Source organism: Streptomyces sp. NPDC040622, assembly GCF_055593965.1.
The window spans coordinates 80,840-98,838 of the sequence record NZ_JBVIXD010000012.1 but is presented as its reverse complement, the minus strand read 5'-3'; the positions used below and the strand labels follow the sequence as shown (position 1 = coordinate 98,838).

At 69.8% G+C, this 17,999-nt stretch carries 12 protein-coding genes and 2 riboswitches; of the genes, 5 read left to right on the top strand and 7 right to left on the bottom strand.

All coding sequences use genetic code 11. The features are described 5' to 3' along the window. Window positions 1–182: 182 nt before the first annotated feature. The 5 genes from ACZ592_RS31995 to ACZ592_RS31975 all read right to left on the bottom strand — a co-directional run bounded on the left by ACZ592_RS31995 (window position 183) and on the right by ACZ592_RS31975 (window position 5,988). A complete protein-coding gene (locus ACZ592_RS31995; RefSeq protein WP_471585179.1) occupies window positions 183–1,937 on the bottom strand; it encodes an ABC transporter substrate-binding protein in 1,755 nt (584 codons plus the stop codon). Window positions 1,938–2,039: 102 nt separating this feature from the next. Further along, window positions 2,040–3,044, bottom strand: coding sequence for an ABC transporter permease (locus tag ACZ592_RS31990; RefSeq protein WP_471585178.1), 1,005 nt, complete (start codon window positions 3,042–3,044; stop codon window positions 2,040–2,042). A gap of 425 nt (window positions 3,045–3,469) precedes the next feature. Beyond that, window positions 3,470–4,282, bottom strand: a complete 813-nt coding sequence (locus ACZ592_RS31985) for an enhanced serine sensitivity protein SseB C-terminal domain-containing protein (protein ID WP_471585177.1) — start codon at window positions 4,280–4,282, stop codon at window positions 3,470–3,472. Window positions 4,283–4,455: 173 nt separating this feature from the next. Then, window positions 4,456–5,235: an enhanced serine sensitivity protein SseB gene (locus tag ACZ592_RS31980; RefSeq protein ID WP_471585176.1), complete on the bottom strand. Its 780-nt coding sequence runs from the start codon at window positions 5,233–5,235 to the stop codon at window positions 4,456–4,458. Window positions 5,236–5,283: 48 nt separating this feature from the next. Then, window positions 5,284–5,988 carry an AAA family ATPase gene (locus tag ACZ592_RS31975; protein WP_471585345.1) on the bottom strand — a complete coding sequence of 235 codons (705 nt, stop codon included), beginning with the start codon at window positions 5,986–5,988 and terminating at the stop codon, window positions 5,284–5,286. 148 nt (window positions 5,989–6,136) lie between these two features. Next, a riboswitch (glycine riboswitch) is annotated at window positions 6,137–6,245 on the top strand. After that, window positions 6,246–6,358, top strand: a riboswitch (glycine riboswitch). 35 nt (window positions 6,359–6,393) lie between these two features. On the opposite strand from ACZ592_RS31975, the gene gcvT reads away from it, so the two are divergent. The 4 genes from gcvT (at window position 6,394) to ACZ592_RS31955 (ending at window position 10,817) form a co-directional block, all read left to right on the top strand. Continuing rightward, window positions 6,394–7,527: a glycine cleavage system aminomethyltransferase GcvT gene (gene gcvT / locus ACZ592_RS31970; RefSeq protein ID WP_471585175.1), complete on the top strand. Its 1,134-nt coding sequence runs from the start codon at window positions 6,394–6,396 to the stop codon at window positions 7,525–7,527. Between the two features lie 110 nt (window positions 7,528–7,637). Continuing rightward, window positions 7,638–8,015 carry a glycine cleavage system protein GcvH gene (gene gcvH / locus ACZ592_RS31965; RefSeq protein WP_471585174.1) on the top strand — a complete coding sequence of 126 codons (378 nt, stop codon included), beginning with the start codon at window positions 7,638–7,640 and terminating at the stop codon, window positions 8,013–8,015. Between the two features lie 23 nt (window positions 8,016–8,038). Further along, entirely contained in the window at window positions 8,039–9,298 is a 1,260-nt protein-coding gene (glyA, locus tag ACZ592_RS31960) for a serine hydroxymethyltransferase (protein ID WP_471585173.1), read from the top strand. A 148-nt stretch (window positions 9,299–9,446) separates the two neighbouring features. Beyond that, window positions 9,447–10,817, top strand: a complete 1,371-nt coding sequence (locus ACZ592_RS31955; RefSeq protein ID WP_471585172.1) for an L-serine ammonia-lyase — start codon at window positions 9,447–9,449, stop codon at window positions 10,815–10,817. On the opposite strand, the gene ACZ592_RS31950 is transcribed toward ACZ592_RS31955, so the two are convergent. Further along, window positions 10,804–11,817: a LacI family DNA-binding transcriptional regulator gene (locus ACZ592_RS31950; RefSeq protein WP_471585171.1), complete on the bottom strand. Its 1,014-nt coding sequence runs from the start codon at window positions 11,815–11,817 to the stop codon at window positions 10,804–10,806. The genes ACZ592_RS31955 and ACZ592_RS31950 overlap by 14 nt on opposite strands. Before the next feature lie 128 nt (window positions 11,818–11,945). Next, a complete protein-coding gene (locus tag ACZ592_RS31945) occupies window positions 11,946–16,229 on the bottom strand; it encodes a discoidin domain-containing protein (RefSeq protein ID WP_471585170.1) in 4,284 nt (1,427 codons plus the stop codon). Between the two features lie 395 nt (window positions 16,230–16,624). On the opposite strand from ACZ592_RS31945, the gene ACZ592_RS31940 reads away from it, so the two are divergent. Beyond that, the gene (locus ACZ592_RS31940) at window positions 16,625–17,995 is read left to right on the top strand and encodes an ABC transporter substrate-binding protein (RefSeq protein WP_471585169.1); all 1,371 of its coding nucleotides are present in this window, start codon (window positions 16,625–16,627) and stop codon (window positions 17,993–17,995) included. Window positions 17,996–17,999: the final 4 nt, after the last annotated feature.

Genomic DNA, 17,999 nt, shown 5'->3' with positions numbered 1-17,999 from the left:
GGGGAGGGGGGGAGGGGGAGGAGGGAAGAGGGGTGGGGGGGGTTTGGGTGTGTTTTTTTTTTTTTTCTCCCCCCCCCCCCCCCCCGCCCGGGGCCATCACCTGCCCTTCGGACTGGCGGGATTCGTCGGCGGTGTGACGGTGGTTCAACTACAGCTGGTACAGCGGTTGTGACGAGGGACCGCTACTTGACGACGCCGAGCGAGGCGTAGTCGTACCGACCGTTGTAGGCGTCGGACATGTAGGCGTTGGTCAGTCGCGATCCGCGCCAGGTGATGTTCTTCTCGTAGAGGAAGGGCATCCAGTCGGCGTTGTCGAGGATCCGCTTGTCGAGCTCCTTGTAGACCTCGCCGGCCTTGACCGGGTCGGTCTCGGCGATCGCCTTGTCGAAGAGCCCGTCGATCTTCTTGTCCTTGATCTGGGACTCGTTGTAGTTGCCGTTCTCGATCAGGTAACGGCTGTCGAACAGCGGCTGCGCGTAGCCCTGGCCGGACGGGAAGTCCGGGCCCCAGCCACTCATCTGCATGCTGTAGCCGCGCTTCTTCACGACGGAGGGCGAGCCGGTGATGCTGGCGGAGTCGGCACCGTCGAGGGACTCGACGCTGACGTTGATGTTGACCTTCTTCAGCTGGGCCTGCAGCGCCTCGGCGGCGTCGACCTCACCCGGGTTGTTGTTGCGGGCGGTGAGCTTGGCGCTGAAGCCGTCGGGCTTGCCGCACTGCTTGAGCTCGTCCTTGGCCTTGGCGGCGTCCGGCTTGCCCTTGCGCGCCAGGACCCCGTACGGGTCGTAGTCGCTGTGGCCCGGGATCGCCACCGGGAAGGTGGAGTTGGCGATGTCGCCGGCCGCGACCTTGCCGCCGCGGGTCTGCTGCAGGCTCGCGAAGTCCGTGCCGTAGAAGACCGCCTTGCGGCAGTGCACGTTGTCGAAGGGCTTCGCGGTGTGGATCAGGGCGACGTAGCGCACGAAGGACGTGTGCATGTTGTCGATGTTGGCGCGGTGGTCCGAGACGGCGCTGACGCGGCCGGACTGGGTCATGCCCGTGCCGTTGAGGTCGACGTCGTAGTCGCCCTCCATCAGCTTCTTGTCGTTCTCCTCCAGGTTGGCGGAGATCGTCACGTCGATCTTGTCCGGCAGGGCCGCGCGGATCGGGTCCGAGGACTTCTTCCACTTGTCGTTGCGGACCAGCACGATCTTCTTGCCGGACTTGTACGACTCGAACTTGTACGGGCCCGAGGAGAACGGCCGCGCGGTGTACTTCGCCTTGGTGTCCTTGGCCTCCTTGACCGGCGAACCGGTCGGCATGGCGAGGAACTGCTCGAAGTCACCGTTGCGCTTGGGCAGCTTGAAGATGATGGTCTGGTCGTCCGGCGTCTCGATCGCCTTCAGACCGCCCTTGTCCTTGTAGGGGCCCTTGTACTTCTTGCCGGGGTCGAGCGCCGCGCGGATGTAGCCGGGGCCACCGGTGATGGTGTCCGTCGCCCAGGAGCGCTCGATGCCGTACTTGACGTCCTTGGAGGTCAGCTTGGAGCCGTCCTCCCAGGTGAGCCCGTCACGCAGCTTGTACGTGTAGGTCTTGCCGTCGTCCGAGATCTTCGCGGTGGAGGTGGCGAGGTCGGGGACCAGCTTCGTGCCCGCCTTGCCCGGCTTGGTGTCGTAGGACACCAGCTGCCGGGTGTAGAAGCGCATGAAGTCCCACGACATGCCGTAGTAGGCGCGCTGGGGGTCGGCGGAGTCGAGGTCCTGCTTGCCGACCATCTTCAGCACACCCCCCTTCTTCTTGGAAGGGTTGGCGACCTTGTTCAGCGCCGCGTTGTAACCGGCACCCTTCGAGTCACCGTCGTCACCGTCACCGCCGCCGCACGCCGTGGTGGTCACCAGTGCCGCGACGACGAGGGCCGCACCACTGGTGAGCCGTCGTTTCGAGGAAACTGTGGGCATTTTCTCGTAACCTCCGAGATTCGCGGTCCCTGGCCTTGAGCTGCCGGAGAACCATGGGTAGAGCCACCTGACATGCGGCAGGGGCAAGCCAGTCGGGTACTGCTAGCGCGTCCCCTTCGGGTCGAGCGCGTCCCGCAGCCCGTCGCCGAAGAGGTTGAAGGCCAGGACCGTGATGAAGATCGTCACGCCGGGGAAGACCATGAACATCGGATCGTGCTCGTACGTCTCGAGGGCGTCGCGCAGCATGCCGCCCCAGGAGGCCGTCGGCGGCTTCACGCCGGCGCCGAGGAAGCTCAGCGCCGCCTCCGTGAGGATGTTGGTCGGGATCATCAGCGTCGCGTAGACGGTGATCGGGGCGACCAGGTTGGGCAGCAGCTCGCGGAACAGGATGTGGCGCCGGCCGCCGCCGAGGCTGCGGGCCGCTTCCACGTACTCGCGCTCGCGCAGCGAGAGCGTCTGGCCGCGGACGATGCGGCCCACGTAGGGCCAGCCGAAGAAGCCGATGACCAGGACGAGGATGCCGACCCGGACCCCGCTGCCGGTCAGTCCGAGCAGGTCGTCCGGCAGGACCGAGACCAGGGAGATGATGAAGAGCAGCTGCGGGAAGGAGAGCAGGACGTCCATCACGCGGCTGATCAGCGCGTCCACCCAGCCGCCGAAGTAGCCCGCGACGATGCCGAAGAGCGTGCCGAGCACGACGGCGACCACCGCGGCCAGGAAGGCCACGAGCAGCGAGATGCGTGCGCCGTAGACGATCCGGCTGAAGATGTCGCGGCCCTTGTTCGGCTCGACGCCGAACAGGAAGTCGCCGCTGACACCGCCGAGCGCGCCCTTGGGGAGGTTGGTCAGCTCGTCGAGCTCCTCCTGGTGGAAGTCGTTGGGCGGGTGGCCCAACAGGCTGACGATCAGGGGCGCGAAGACGGCGACCAGGACCAGGAACAGCACGACGAAGGCGCCGGCGAGGGCCACCTTGTCCTGCTTCAGCCGGTGCCAGGCAATCTGCTTGAGGGAGCGGCCCTCGACCTTCTTCACCCCTGCATCAGCTGCGGGAGCGACGTCCGCTGTCGGGTCCGCGTCCGCAGGTGTGTCATGCAATGGTGCCGTCATCGTGGCAGGGACCCCTCTCAACCGGTGGTGACCGGCCCGCACTTGCCGCTGTAGCGACGTGATCAGTCCGTCGTACACAGGGGCGAAGGCCCCTGGAGCGGGAGTCTTCATCCACGTCGCGATCTGTTACCAGCCTTGTCGGGGAAAGGATGCGCAAACGTGATGCTGATCGAGGTGTTCCGTTATCCGGACGCGTGTGAACGAGGGGCGAACACGGGGCAGTTGGGGTGCAAGGCGCCACGGGAGCCCATAGGGCCCCACCCGCATCAGAACGGGACATCACGGCTGTTGTCGCTGCTCGCGCCGGTGCGCGGGGCCGTTGCGCGGCCGTGCGCGGCCGTTTCACAGGCGTGCGCGGCCGTTGCGCAGGCGTGCGCGGCCGTTTCGCAGGCGTGTGCGGCGCCCGCGTGGCTGATTCGCGCCGCTCAGTACTGCGCGGGGTAGCCGTAGCCGCCGGCCGGCGCGGGGGCCGGCTGGGCCTCTCGGTCGTAGAACGGCCGGGCGTTGGCGCGCAGCCACATCGCGACCGGGTCGTAGTCGTCGGACATCGCGACGGTCGAGACCGGCAGGCCCTCGGGGACGGCCGGGATGGACTGCTGCATCATCGTGCGCACCGCGTCGACCGAGGGGGGCGAGGTGTCGTACACGTCGAGGCCGATGGCCAGGTAGGGCGCTCCGAGCGCGGGCTGCACCCAGGCGCGGCGCAGCGAGCGCACCGCGGGGGTGCGGTGCGCGTTCTGCGTCAACAGGGCGTAGAACTGCGGGATTTCGATGGCCGGCTCGGTGAGCCGGAGCGGGCCCGCGGGCAGCAGGTCCAGGCCCGTGGCGATGCGGCGCAGGTCCAGCCAGGGGATGCCGACGCCGCCGCCCGGCGCGTGCGGATTGAGCCAGAGGCCGTAGTGGTCGGGGTAGAGGGTGCGGGCCACGTCGATGCCGCGCACCACCTCGTAGCTGCGGTTCCAGCCACTGGCGGAGAGCTCCTGGGCGGAGGTCACACAGGGCGCGTAGCCGAGGCCCTCGACCTCCATGTTCCCGTACTGGGCGTCGGGGGATCCCGCCTGGCCGTGCCAGAGCAGCATCCACAGCCGGTCGCCCGCGAGCGCGCGCAGCAGTGCCTCGTACGCGTCGTAGCGCCCCGGGGTCACCTCGCGCAGCATCTGCTCGACCTGTCCCCAGGGGCTCGGACCAGCTCGTCCCGGGGAGATCCCATCGCCCGCGGCCGTGCCCGACGCACTCACCCGTAACCGCCCCTTCACTGAGAACCCGAGTACCCCGCCCGGCACGGCAGAGTGCCCGACCGGGTCATGGAACCAGCTTAAGCGGCGATCCCGGCACGGACTTGACGTACGGCATCTCGGCCCCGTCGCGAGGCGCGACGGGCCGCCGCCGCGCCTGCCGCGACGCGCGCCGCTCAGGCCCCGCGGACGTAGAACGGCCGCACCCGGGCCCGCAGCCAGTCCCCCACCGGGTCCTGCGCCACGTCGAGCAGCACCAGGTTCACCGGCCAGGGGGCCGGGGCGGAGCCGAGGGCGCGGCCGAGGGCCTCCATGGGAAGGTCGCGGGCGGCGCCCTCCCAGGTCGACAGCTCGACGCCGACGAAGAGCGTCGGCTCGCCCGTCTCGACGGTCGCGAGGCAGCGGCGCGCGGTGAGCACGGCCCCGCTCGCCTCGAACTCCCGCCCCGCGGCGGTGAGGAAGTCGACGGGGTCCTCCTGCCAGTCCGGCTCGTAGAGGCGGACCCGGCCGCCGGTGGTGGGCCCGTCCAGCTCGGTGCGGCCGGAGCGGGCGAGCTCGGCGACGGCGGGCGGCGGCAGCGGCACCCCGACGGTGCCGTCGGGGTTCAGGGCGATGCCCAGCTGCGGAGGGAGGCCGCGGGCGAATTCCACGGCGGGTGCCACGGTGTGGCCCATGCGGTCGGCCGCCGCGCCCAGGGCCTGGCGGAACTGCTGCTCGGAGGTGAAGACGGGGACGTACGCCTGACCCTCGATCTCCAGGGTCGGCAGGTCCAGGGTGCCCTGCTCGGGACCGCCGCCGTTGGGCAGCGGGATCCATATCTGGCTGCGGCCGAGCACCTCGACGATCCGGGCGCCCGCCGACGCGGGGCCTCCCAGCGAGGCCGCGAGGACCTCTTCCAGTTCGTTGCCCGGCCATCCGCCGTAGGGATGGGCGTATGCCTGCGCCGGAATGTCCATCTGTCCGTCCAACCCCTGCTCGCGACCGCTCTGCCTGCGGCTCGAACCCTAACGCCGGGCGGCCCGGCGGTCGAAGGCGATCCCGCGCAGCACCTGTGCCGCCGCCCGGTCGAGCAGCACCGCGGAGCCGCAGCCGCGCGGCAGGTCGCCGCGCTCGGTGGCGCCGACGAGCCGGCCGACCGTCCTGCGGTGCCGGGCGAAGGCGTACCGGGAGACGCCTCGGCCGCGCGCGAGCTGGCCCTGGAGCGCGGTGTCCGCGGGCACGTCGAGCAGCAACAGGTGCAGGGCGGTGCCGCGCCGGGCGGCCTCGCGGGCGAGCCAGCCGCGGACCCAGGCCTGGGTGCCGCAGTCGTGCACGACGACGCTGGCCCCGGAGCGCAGGGCGCGGCGCAGTCCCGCGTAGTGCGCGAGGCGGACCAGGGGGCGGTAGACCGCGTAGGGCAGCAGGCGGGGCATCCGGCGGGCCCAGTGGTCGCGGGTGTCCTGGGAGTCGATGCGGGGGCCCGTGACGGCCTGCCGCATCAGGGTCGACTTTCCGCCGCCGGGCAGTCCGGAGACGACGACGAGGTCGCCCTCGCCGAAGGTGAGGCGGTGCGGGCTGTGGCCGCGGCGCTGCCGCAGGTCGCGGACGACGGCGGCCGGGAGCGGGCCGCAGCTCTCGGTGGCGGGGACGGCGGCCTGCTTGGGCAACGCCACCCCCGTGCTCGTGGCGTAGACACTGGTCCTGCTGCGCACCGTGATCGGCCTCCCCATAGCGGTCACGTACTGCTTCCCCGGCAAGTGTAAAGAGAAGGTAATGCGGCACAAGGGGATCCCATGGCCACGGATCCGGCGCCGGTCACGGGTCCCCCCGGACAGAGTCGCGTGCAATGATGTGCGCGCCAACTCCATACCGGCCGTTTGAATCCGCGCGGGAGAGTTCCCGGGACCAGCACGCACTGTGTCGCCCGGGGCGCCGAAGGAGCAAGTCCCTCCCTTGAATCTCTCAGGCCCCGTACCGCGCGGGCGAGGCACATCTGAAAAGCGGACCGCCCCGGCGGTCCCACCCAAGGTGCAAGCCGGGTGTCCCGGATCGGGGACCCGCCCGGCGAACCTCTCAGGTTCCGATGACAGATGGGGAGGACCGACCTCGCCCGTCATGCCCTGGGAGTTCCCTTCATGAGCACTGCCCCCCGTCTGACCGCCCTCGATGCCGTGCATCGAGCGCTCGGCGCGACCATGACCGACTTCGCGGGCTGGGACATGCCGCTGCGGTACGCAAGCGAGCGCGACGAGCACAACGCCGTGCGCACCAAGGCCGGTCTCTTCGACCTGTCGCACATGGGTGAGATCACCGTCACCGGCCCCCAGGCCGTGGACTTCCTGAACTTCGCACTGGTCGGCAACATCGGCTCCGTCGGTGTCGGCCGCGCCCGCTACACGATGATCGTCGCCGAGGACGGCGGCATCCTGGACGACCTGATCGTCTACCGGCTCGGCGCCGCCGAGGCCCCCGAGTACATGGTCGTCGCCAACGCCTCCAACGCGCAGGTCGTGCTCGACACGCTGACCGCCCGCGCCGACGGCTTCGACGCCGAGGTCCGTGACGACCGCGACGCGTACGCGCTGCTCGCCGTCCAGGGTCCCGAGTCCCCCGGCATCCTGAAGTCAGTCACGGACGCGGACCTGGACGGCCTGAAGTACTACGCGGGCCTGCCCGGCACCGTCGCGGGCGTGCCCGCGCTGATCGCCCGCACCGGCTACACCGGCGAGGACGGCTTCGAGCTCTTCGTCTCCCCCGGTGACGCGGAGAAGCTGTGGGGCGCGCTCATGGAGGCGGGCACCCCCGTCGGCATGATCCCGGCGGGCCTCTCCTGCCGTGACACGCTGCGCCTGGAGGCGGGCATGCCGCTGTACGGGCACGAGCTGACCGCGGAGCTGACGCCGTTCGACGCCGGGCTCGGCCGGGTGGTCAAGTTCGAGAAGACGTCGCAGTCGGAGGGCTTCGTGGGGCGCGAGGCGCTCACCGCCGCCGCCGAGCGGGCCGAGGCGGCACCGCCGCGCAAGCTCGTCGGGCTGATCGCCGAGGGCCGCCGCGTGCCGCGCGCCGGTTTCCCGGTGGTCGCCGACGGCAAGGTGATCGGCGAGGTCACCTCCGGCGCCCCGTCCCCGACGCTGGGCAAGCCGATCGCGATGGCGTACGTCGACGCCGGGCACGCGGCCCCGGGGACCCCGGGCGTCGGCGTGGACATCCGCGGCACCCACGAGCCGTACGAGGTCGTGGCCCTGCCGTTCTACAAGCGCCAGAAGTGACGCTGTAGCCGACGTCCCCGCGTGGGCACGGCGTCCGACGCCCCAGAAGTGACCCCACGCACATCTTTCTCGTTCCGCAGCACCCACCCGCGTACAGGAGAATTCAGGTCATGAGCAACCCCCAGCAGCTGCGTTACAGCAAGGAGCACGAGTGGCTGTCGGCCACCGAGGACGGCGTGGCGACGGTCGGCATCACGGAGCACGCGGCCAACGCGCTCGGTGACATCGTCTTCGCCCAGCTTCCCGAGGTCGGCGACACGGTGACCGCGGGCGAGTCCTGCGGCGAGCTGGAGTCGACCAAGTCGGTCAGCGACCTGTACTCGCCGGTCACCGGTGAGGTCGTCGAGGCCAACCAGGACGTGGTCGACGACCCGTCGCTGGTCAACTCCGCCCCGTTCGAGGGCGGTTGGCTGTTCAAGGTGCGCATCGCGGACGAGCCGGGCGACCTGCTCTCCGCCGATGAGTACACCGCCTTCGCCGCCGGCTGACCCATACCGATAGGGATCGTGTGATGTCGCTTCTGAACACCCCTCTCCACGAGCTGGACCCGGACGTCGCCGCCGCCGTCGACGCCGAGCTCCACCGCCAGCAGTCCACCCTGGAAATGATCGCCTCGGAGAACTTCGCTCCGGTCGCCGTCATGGAAGCCCAGGGGACGGTCCTCACCAACAAGTACGCCGAGGGCTACCCCGGCCGCCGCTACTACGGCGGCTGCGAGCACGTCGACGTCGCCGAGCAGATCGCGATCGACCGGGTCAAGGACCTGTTCGGTGCCGAGTACGCGAACGTCCAGCCGCACTCCGGCGCCTCCGCCAACCAGGCCGCCCTCTTCGCGATCGCCCAGCCCGGCGACACGATCCTCGGCCTGGACCTCGCGCACGGCGGGCACCTCACCCACGGCATGCGCCTGAACTTCTCCGGCAAGCAGTTCAACGTGGTCGCGTACCACGTGGACGAGGCCGGTCTGGTCGACATGGCCGAGGTCGAGCGCCTGGCCAAGGAGAACAGCCCCCAGGTGATCATCGCGGGCTGGTCCGCCTACCCGCGTCAGCTGGACTTCGCCGAGTTCCGCCGGATCGCCGACGAGGTCGGCGCGAAGCTGTGGGTCGACATGGCGCACTTCGCCGGGCTCGTCGCCGCGGGGCTGCACCCCAACCCGGTGCCGTACGCGGACGTGGTCACCTCCACCACGCACAAGACGCTCGGCGGCCCGCGCGGCGGCATCATCCTGGCGCGCAACAAGGACTTCGCCAAGAAGCTGAACTCCGCGGTCTTCCCCGGCTTCCAGGGCGGCCCCCTGGAGCACGTGATCGCGGCCAAGGCCGTCTCCTTCAAGGTCGCCGCCTCCGACGACTTCAAGGAGCGCCAGCAGCGCACCCTGGACGGCGCCCGCATCCTGGCCGAGCGCCTGGTGCAGGACGACGCGAAGGCCGTCGGCGTCGGCGTGGCGTCCGGCGGCACGGACGTGCACCTGGTCCTGGTGGACCTGCGCGACTCCGAGCTGGACGGCCAGCAGGCCGAGGACCGCCTCCACGAGGTCGGCATCACGGTCAACCGCAACGCGGTCCCGAACGACCCGCGTCCCCCGATGGTCACCTCGGGCCTGCGGATCGGCACCCCGGCGCTCGCCACCCGCGGCTTCGAGGCCGACGACTTCCGTGAGGTCGCCGACATCATCGCCGAGGCGCTCAAGCCGGGCTTCGACGCGGAGTCGCTGAAGGCCCGCGTGACCGCTCTGGCCGACAAGCACCCGCTGTACCCCAACCTGTAGCACTTTCGTACGCTTTCCTTCGTACGAATCTTCGGGGCACCGCGCACACTGGTAGTGAACACAGTGAGTGCGGTGCCCCGGCTCACGCCCTGCTTTCTGCACCACCCCGGCAGACAACGGCGTCTACCAACCACCATTGGAGTTTCCCGTGGCCATCTCGGTCTTCGACCTGTTCTCGATCGGCATCGGCCCGTCCAGCTCCCACACGGTCGGTCCGATGCGCGCCGCCCGCATGTTCGCGAGCCGCCTGAAGAACGAGGGCCTGATGGCCCACACCGCGGCGATACGGGCCGAGCTGTACGGCTCGCTCGGCGCCACCGGCCACGGACACGGCACCCCCAAGGCCGTTCTGCTCGGCCTGGAGGGCGAGTCGCCCCGCACCGTGAACGTGGAGAGCGCCGACGACCGCGTCGCCGAGATCAAGCACGGCGGCCGCCTCAACCTGCTCGGCATGCACGAGATCGACTTCGACTTCGACGAGGATCTGGTCCTGCACCGCCGCAAGGCCCTGCCCTACCACGCCAACGGCATGACGATCTTCGCGTACGACCGTGAGGGCGCCCTCGTCCTGGAGAAGACGTACTACTCGGTCGGCGGCGGCTTCGTCGTCGACGAGGACGCCGTGGCCGGCGAGAACCCGATCGTGCCGGACGACACCGTCCTCAAGCACCCCTTCCGCACCGGCGACGAGCTCCTGCGCCTCGCCGAGGAGACCGGCCTGTCCATCTCCGCGCTCATGCTGGAGAACGAGAAGGCGTGGCGCACGGAGGAGGAGATCCGCGCGGGTCTGCTCGACATCTGGGGCGTCATGCAGTCCTGCGTCTCGCGCGGCATGTCCCGCGAGGGCATCCTGCCGGGCGGCCTCAAGGTCAGGCGGCGTGCGGCCAACTCCGCCCGCCAGCTGCGCGCCGAGGGCGACCCGCTGGCCCGCTCCATGGAGTGGATCACGCTCTACGCGATGGCCGTGAACGAGGAGAACGCCGCGGGCGGCCGTGTCGTGACCGCCCCGACGAACGGCGCCGCGGGCATCATCCCCGCGGTCCTGCACTACTACATGAACTTCGTGCCCGGCGCCGACGAGGAGGGCGTGGTCCGCTTCCTGCTCTCCGCGGGCGCCATCGGCATGCTCTTCAAGGAGAACGCCTCGATCTCCGGCGCCGAGGTCGGCTGCCAGGGCGAGGTCGGCTCGGCCTGCTCGATGGCGGCGGGCGCGCTCGCCGAGGTCCTCGGCGGCTCCGCGGAGCAGGTCGAGAACGCCGCCGAGATCGGCATGGAGCACAACCTCGGCCTGACCTGCGACCCGGTCGGCGGCCTCGTTCAGATCCCGTGCATCGAGCGCAACGGCATGGCGGCGGTCAAGGCCGTCACCGCCGCGAAGATGGCGATGCGGGGCGACGGCTCCCACAAGGTGTCCCTCGACAAGGTCATCAAGACCATGAAGGAAACCGGCGCCGACATGAGCGTCAAGTACAAGGAGACGGCGCGGGGCGGCCTCGCGGTGAACATCATCGAGTGCTGACGCGCTGCGCGGTCGAACCGCGCACGACGAGCTCCGGCTCGAAGAGGAGCTCGCCGGGGTGGGCCTGGGTCCCCCGGATCTGGGCGCACAGCAGGTCGACCGCCGCGCGGCCCATCGCCTCGATGGGCTGGCGCACCGTCGACAGGGGCGGCTCCGTGCAGGTCATGAAGGCGGAGTCGTCGAACCCGACGACGGACACGTCGGCGGGGACGGAGAGTCCCCGCCGGCGGGCCGCCCTGATGGCGCCGAGCGCCAGCGGGTCACTCCCGCACACGATGCCGGTGACCCCTCGGTCCAGGAGCCGTGCCGCGGCGGCCTGACCGCCCTCCAGCGAGAAGATCGACCGCTCGACGAGTTCCTCGGCCAGCTCCGTGCCCGCGGCCTGCGCCATCTCACGGGCGGCGGTCAGCTTGCGGCGCGAGGGCACGTGGTCGAAGGGGCCGAGCACCAGGCCGATGCGCTCGTGTCCGAGCGAGGCGAGGTGGCGCCAGGCCTGCTCGACGGCGACGGCGTCGTCGCACGCGACGCAGGGGAAGTCGAGGCCCTCGATCGACGCGTTGATCAGGACGACGGGGATGTTGCGCTCGGCCAGCTGCCGGTAGTGGTCGTGCGGCGCGTCGGCCTCCGCGAAGAGGCCGCCGGCGAAGACGACCCCGGAGACGTGCTGCTGCAGCAGGAGGTCCACGTAGTCGGCCTCGGAGACCCCGCCCCTGGTCTGGGTGCAGAGCACGGGCGTGAGGCCCTGCTGTGCGAGGGCGCCGCCGATGACCTCGGCGAAGGCCGGGAAGATCGGGTTCTGCAGCTCCGGCAGCACGAGGCCGACGAGCCGGGCGCGCTCTCCGCGCAGTTGCGTGGGGCGTTCGTACCCGAGGACGTCCAGCGCCGTGAGGACGGACTGTCGTGTCGCGGCGGAGACGCCGGGCTTGCCGTTGAGGACACGGCTGACCGTCGCCTCGCTGACCCCCACCTTCTTCGCAACTTGAGCAAGTCGTCGCGTCATGGACGCAAGAATAGCGCAAGGCATGCAAGCCAGTTACGTGCGGGGAGCGATGGACGCGCACGGCCGCCCGGTATCCGGACGGCCGCGCACTTCTGCCACCACCTCCTGCCGGTCGGGCTCCTCGTACGTCAGGGCTGGATGGTGACCTTGAACGTCGAGGTGTCGTTCCTGACGTTCTGGCCGTTGCCGCTGAACTTGGGCCGTACGAAGGTGGCTTCGCCGACCGCGGGGCCCTGGCCCGCCTCCGGCAGCTCGTTCACGTAGACACCGATCGGCGCCCCCGAGACGGACACGTCGGTGAAGACGGTGTCCTTCACCGGGAACTCGGGCTGCCCGCCGGTGTACTTGGTCTGGAACATCACGCCGTGGTACGTCGGATCGACGATGTCGACGTTGTTCACGCGGATCCCCTGGAAGACCTTGGACGCGGAGAACGCCCAGACGGCCGGGAAGTCCTGCCCCTTCCAGAACGTGCCGCCGGCCCGTTCGACCGTGATGTTCTCGAAGGTGGTCGGATCGGTCCCGAAGCCGTTCATCGGATAGCCGAAGTCCAGGGAGCTGATGGTGATCCCGGAGTAGACCAGGGTGTCGGCGATGCGGATGTTGCGGAAGGTGTTGTTGTAGCCGCCGTAGACGGCGACACCCGCGGCCCGCCAGGTGAGCAGGGACGTCAGGTTCTCGTAGACGTTGTTCTTCATGTCCGCTCCCCCGGCGTCGATCGCCGAGAAGAGCGCGAAGCTGTCGTCGCCGGTGGCCCGGGCCTCGTTGTTCGCGACGAGGTTGTCCGTGCTGCCGTTGGTCATGTTGACGCCGTCGGCGAACAGGTTGCGGATCCGCGAGTTCTTGATGGTCATGCGGTCCGTGTTGGCGCCCCAGTAGAGGCACACCATGTGCTCGTTCCAGATGTCGTCGATGGTGATGTCGGAGACGTTCTGGAAGTCGAAGACCTTGCCGGGGCCGTCGATGCGGGACGTGTAGTTGCCGAAGTAGGCGAAGCCCGTGAAGGACGAGCCCTTGGCGCTCGCCTCCGCGCGGAACCCGATGTCCGTGTTCTCCTGGGACTTGGGCGCGTGGAAGCGGGTGTACCAGGGGCCGGCCCCGAGCACCTTGACGGCCTTGCCGTAGACCTGGAACTTGCTGCTCGTCTCGTAGTCGCCCGGCGGCAGGTAGACGCCCGTCAGCTTTCCGGTGGTGTCCATGCGGACCTTGTCCAGGGCGTTCTGCACGTCCTGGTGACCGAACCCGGCGGGCACCACGTAGCCGGCCGGATCCGGACTGGCCTTCGGCGCCACCTGCTCCAGGTCCACGAAGTCGATCGCGTAGCGGGAGGAGTTGGCGCTGTCCTTCTGCAGCCTGATCTTGCTGCCCGCCTTGACCGTGTCGCCGAGCATGATGCCGGCCTCGTCGTAGATGTGCCGGGCAGGGCCCGCGCCCGGCGAGTTGCCGGGTGCGGCCTCGTCGCCGTACAGCCAGGCGTACTTGGAGGTGAGGTCGATGGCCTTGCGGAAGGTGCCGTCGACGTAGACGTTCAGGGTCGACTCGGTGCCGCCGCCGCCCGGTGCGTCCGGCAGGGAGAAGCGGGTGACCAGGGTGTTGGTGTCCTGCTTGGCGGTGAACTCCACGGACTCGCCCGTCGCGTTCAGGGTGACGGCCTTGCGGCCCGAGGCCTCGCCCGCCAGGTCGCCGACGGTGCGGTTGGGCCCGACGGTCTTCGCGCCGCCGGCGAGCACGCCGTCCTCCGCCTCGTAGGTGTCGTAGGGCATGTCGGCTCCCCGGCCGACGTACAGCGAGCGGGTGCTGGTGTTGTTCTCGCGCTTGACCGGGAGTTCGTTGGCATCGTCGGCGATGACCGTCTTGACCGTGTAGCGGCCGTCGGCGGCCGTCCAGGTGCCGAGCCTGACCGGTGCCGTGGTGTCACCCGCGCCGATCGTTCCGGTGTGCGTGCCGGTCAGGGTCTTCACCGTGGCGCCCTTGGCGTCCTGCACCAGGAGCGTGATGCCGTGCGCACCGGACGCGGAGGCCTTGGTGCCCTGGTTCTTGACGGCGACGGTGAAAGTGACCTCCTTGCCCTTGGAGGGCGCGGACGGCGTCCAGCCCACCGGTGAGGCGACCAGGTCGGAGGAGTCGACCGGCTTGATGACCAGGGGGCCCGGGTCGGTGTAGGTGTTGTTACCCTCGTTCTGCTCGATCACCTCGTTCTTCTCGTCGACCTCCGCGCCGAACACGTACGAACCCGCCGTGCGCGCACCGGTCTTCGCGCTCACGGTCGTCGACTCGCCGGCGCCGAGCGCGCCCACGGCCGCCGTGCCCGCCTTGTCGCCGCCGAGGCGGAACGTGGCGTCGGTGGCCTTCGAGGCCTGGGTGCCGCGGTTGCGGACCGTCGCGGTCAGCGTCAGCTCGTCGGTCTCGGTCGGTGCCGCCGGTGCGGCGGACAGCTTGGTGATCTCCAGGTCGGGGTTGGCCGCGGGGGCGCCCAGGACCTGGAACTCGGCGACCTGGCCGCCGGTGGCCCCGCTGTTCGCGGTGAACCGCAGGCGCACGTCGGCGACCTTGGCGGAGACCGGGACGGTCACGGTGTTCTGGTTGCCCGACGGGCTGAAGGAGTACTCCTTCTCCGCGACCAGCGAGGTGAACTCGGTGGCCTGCTGCTCCCGGCCGAGCACCTGCACCTTCTGGGTGCGCGGGCCCCAGCCCGCGTCCGGGTTCAGCTTGACGACGACGGCGTCGACATCGGCGTTGGCGCCGAGCTTGACGGTCAGCGTCTGCGGATAGCTGCCCGCCGCCCCCTCCCAATAGGTGGACGTCAGCCCGTCGTTGGCGTTCTCGGCGACGAAGGTGTGGATCACCGAGGAGGCCGTGATCGGCTTGCCCGCGGCGAGGTCGGTGGTGCCGCCGCCGGGGCGGGTCACGGTGTTGCTGTGCGCCGAGACGTTCCCCGCCGCGTCGCGGGCCCGCACCGAGTAGGTGACCGTGACGTTCGCCGCCCGGGTGTCGGTGTAGGTGGTCACGTCGCCGGCCACGGACTTCAGGACCTTGCCGTCGGCGTACACGTCGTACGCGGTGACCTTCACGTTGTCGGCCGAGGCGCCCCAGGTCAGCTTGATCTCGCCGCCGGAGGGCTGGGTGAGGGCGAGGTTCGAGGGCGCGGTCGGTGCCTGGGTGTCGCCGTTGTCGCCCTTGCGGGTCACGGAGTCGCTGTTGGCCGACGCGTTGCCCGCGGCGTCGCGGGCCCGCACGTAGTAGGTGACGTCGGCGCTCGCGGGCTGGGTGTCGGTGTACGTCCGCACGTCACCGGCGACACTCGTGCGCAGCTCGCCGTTGGCGTACACGTCGTAGGCCGTCACGCCCTTGTCGTCCTCGGAGGCGTCCCAGGTGAGCTTGACGCGGCCCGGCTCGGGTTCGGTCAGGGCGAGGTTCTTGGGGGCGGTGGGTGCCCGGGTGTCGCCGCCCGCCGGGCCGTAGATCTCCAGTTCGGAGAGCTGGCCGCCGGGCTGCGCGGTGTTGGCGCTGATCAGGACGCGGACGTAGCGCGTGGTGACGCCGTCGAAGGAGAGGGCCGCAGAGTGCTCGGTGGCCGCGCTGAACGCGTACTCCTTGGACCCGGACAGATCGGTGAAGTCCGTGCCGTTCGCGCTCCCCTGGATCTTCAGGGTCTGGCTGCGTGCGCCCCAGCCGTCGGGCAGCCGCAGCACCACCTCGTCGATCCGCGCCGAGGTGCCGAGGTCGGCCTGGATCCACTGCGGCAGCTTGCCGTTCTCGCTCTCCCAGTAGCTGTCGCGGTTGCCGTCGTTGGCGTTGGCCGCCGTGTACGTCTGGGTGTGGCCGGAGGCCTTGAGTGTCTTGCCGAGGGCCAGGTTCACCGAGGCGTCGGCGGCGCCGTGCACCTGGAGCTCGGCCAGCTGGGCCGAGGGCCAGCCGGTGTTGGCGGTGATGTGCACCCGTACGTAACGGGTCTGCGCCGCAGGGAAGCGGACCGTCACCGCGTTGCCCGCGCCGGGCTCGAAGGAGTGCGCGGCCGACGCGGCGAGCGCGCTGAAGCCGCTGCCGTCCGTGCTGCCCTGGACGGACAGGGTCTGCTTGCGGGTCTCCCAGTCGCCCGGCAGTTTGAGGACCACCTCGTCGACGCGGGTGGCGCGGCCGAGGTCGACCTGTACCCACTGCGGCAGGTCGGACGACGCACTCTCCCAGTACGAGGACGTGTTGCCGTCGGTGATCTGACCGGCGCCGTACCCCGACTTGGCGCTGCTCGCCTTGGCGGGTTTGCCCGCGGCCAGGTCGGGGCCGCCCGCCGCCGACGCGGGCAGGGCGGGCAGACCCAGCAGGAGCAGGGTCGCGGTGAGGGCAGCGGCTGCCGGCCGCCACCACCGGCGGGGTCTTCGGTCCGTGCCCAGTGCGGCTCTGATGCGTCTCATGGCTCGTGCGACTCCCTCACTCTCATGACGCGCAGGTTTTCGCGTAGAGAAGTTGGAGAATTGCAGAGAAGTATCGAGTTGACTACAGCGACAGCGAAAGTGACGACAGGGCCCTGATCCAGGGGATCGACGGCCCTGACCCCGGCCCGTCACCGTCTTGCGGAGGCCTCATCGCCGGTCAGATCGATGATCCGCGCCTCACTACGGTCGATCGATTCGTTTTTTGCAATTTTCGCACTGGATATTGCGCACTGGTTACGCCGGTGGTTGAGTATGCGCCGCACCCGGTCCCCGCGGCACGCGGCGGGGCCCGCCGTGCCAGTGAGGGGCGCTCCCGTGCCGCCGCGCCATGGGCGGCACCGCGCCGTAGAGCACGACCCGGAGGGGGTCTCCCGATGTCATCCACGAGCAGACGTACGCCCACGCTCGCCACAGCGGCCGTTCTCGCGCTGGTCACGCTGTCCGCCTGCGGCACCAGCAGCGACGGGGGCGACGACGCGGATTCCGGCGGCACGGTGCAGCTCGACGTCAACGGGCAGCCGCCCAAGACCCAGGCCTTCGAACGCACCCTCTTCGACAAGCACGTGAAGCAGTTCGAGAAGGCCAACCCGGACATCGACATCGTGCCCCACGAGGGCTTCATGGACCCGAAGACCTTCAACGCGAAGCTGGCGGGCGGGAAGCTGGAGGACGTCTTCTACGTCTACTTCACCGACACGCGCTCCCTGATCGAGAAGAAGCAGGCCGCGGACATCACGGACGCCGTCAAGGACATGCCGCGCCGCGGCGACATCCAGGACCCGCTGATGAAGATCTTCCAGGACGACCGGGGCCGGCAGTACGGCCTGCCGACGTCCAACTACTCGATGGGCCTGGTCTACAACCGCGCACTGTTCGAGAAGGCCGGCCTCGACCCCGATCAGGCGCCGAAGACCTGGGCGGACGTCCGCGCGGCGGCCAAGAAGATCGCGGGGCTCGGCGACAACAACGTGGGCTACGCCGACTTCTCCAAGAACAACCAGGGCGGCTGGCACTTCACCGCGGAGCTGTACTCGCGCGGCGGCCGGATCGCGGCGGAGAGCGACGGAAGGTGGAAGGCGGCGTTCAACACCGCCGAGGGCAAGGCCACCCTCCAGGACCTGCAGGACATGCGCTGGAAGGACGACTCGATGGGCAGCAAGCAGCTGCTCCAGGTCGAGGACGTGCAGCGGATGATGGGCTCGGGCAAGCTCGGGATGTACGTCGCGGCGGCCGACAACATCACCGTCATCGCCAAGCAGTTCGGCGGCACGTACGCGGACTACGCCCTGGCCCCGGTGCCGGACGCCAAGTCCACGCTGCTCGGCGGCGAGGGCTACATGATCAACCCGAAGGCGTCCCCGGCGAAGATCAAGGCCGGCGTCAAGTGGATCCAGTGGCGTTACCTCAACCCCGACCTCATCGAGAAGAACGTCGCCGACTACGCCGGGGCGAAGCTCCCGGTCGGCATCCCGATGCCGATGGTCCCCGACGTCTTCGAGGGCTCGGTCCGTGACCGGATCGAGAAGGTCAAGCAGGAGAAGGCCAACATGCCGACCGGCAACTACCAGGCGTTCATGGACTCCGCGCCGAAGGTGCCCGGCGTGATCGAGCCGCCCAAGGCCCAGGAGGTCTACGCGGTCCTCGACTCGGCGATGCAGGCCGTCCTCACCAAGAAGGACGCCGACGTCGACGCGCTTCTCGACGACGCCGAGAAGAAGGTCAACGCGATCTACAGCGCCTCCTGATGAG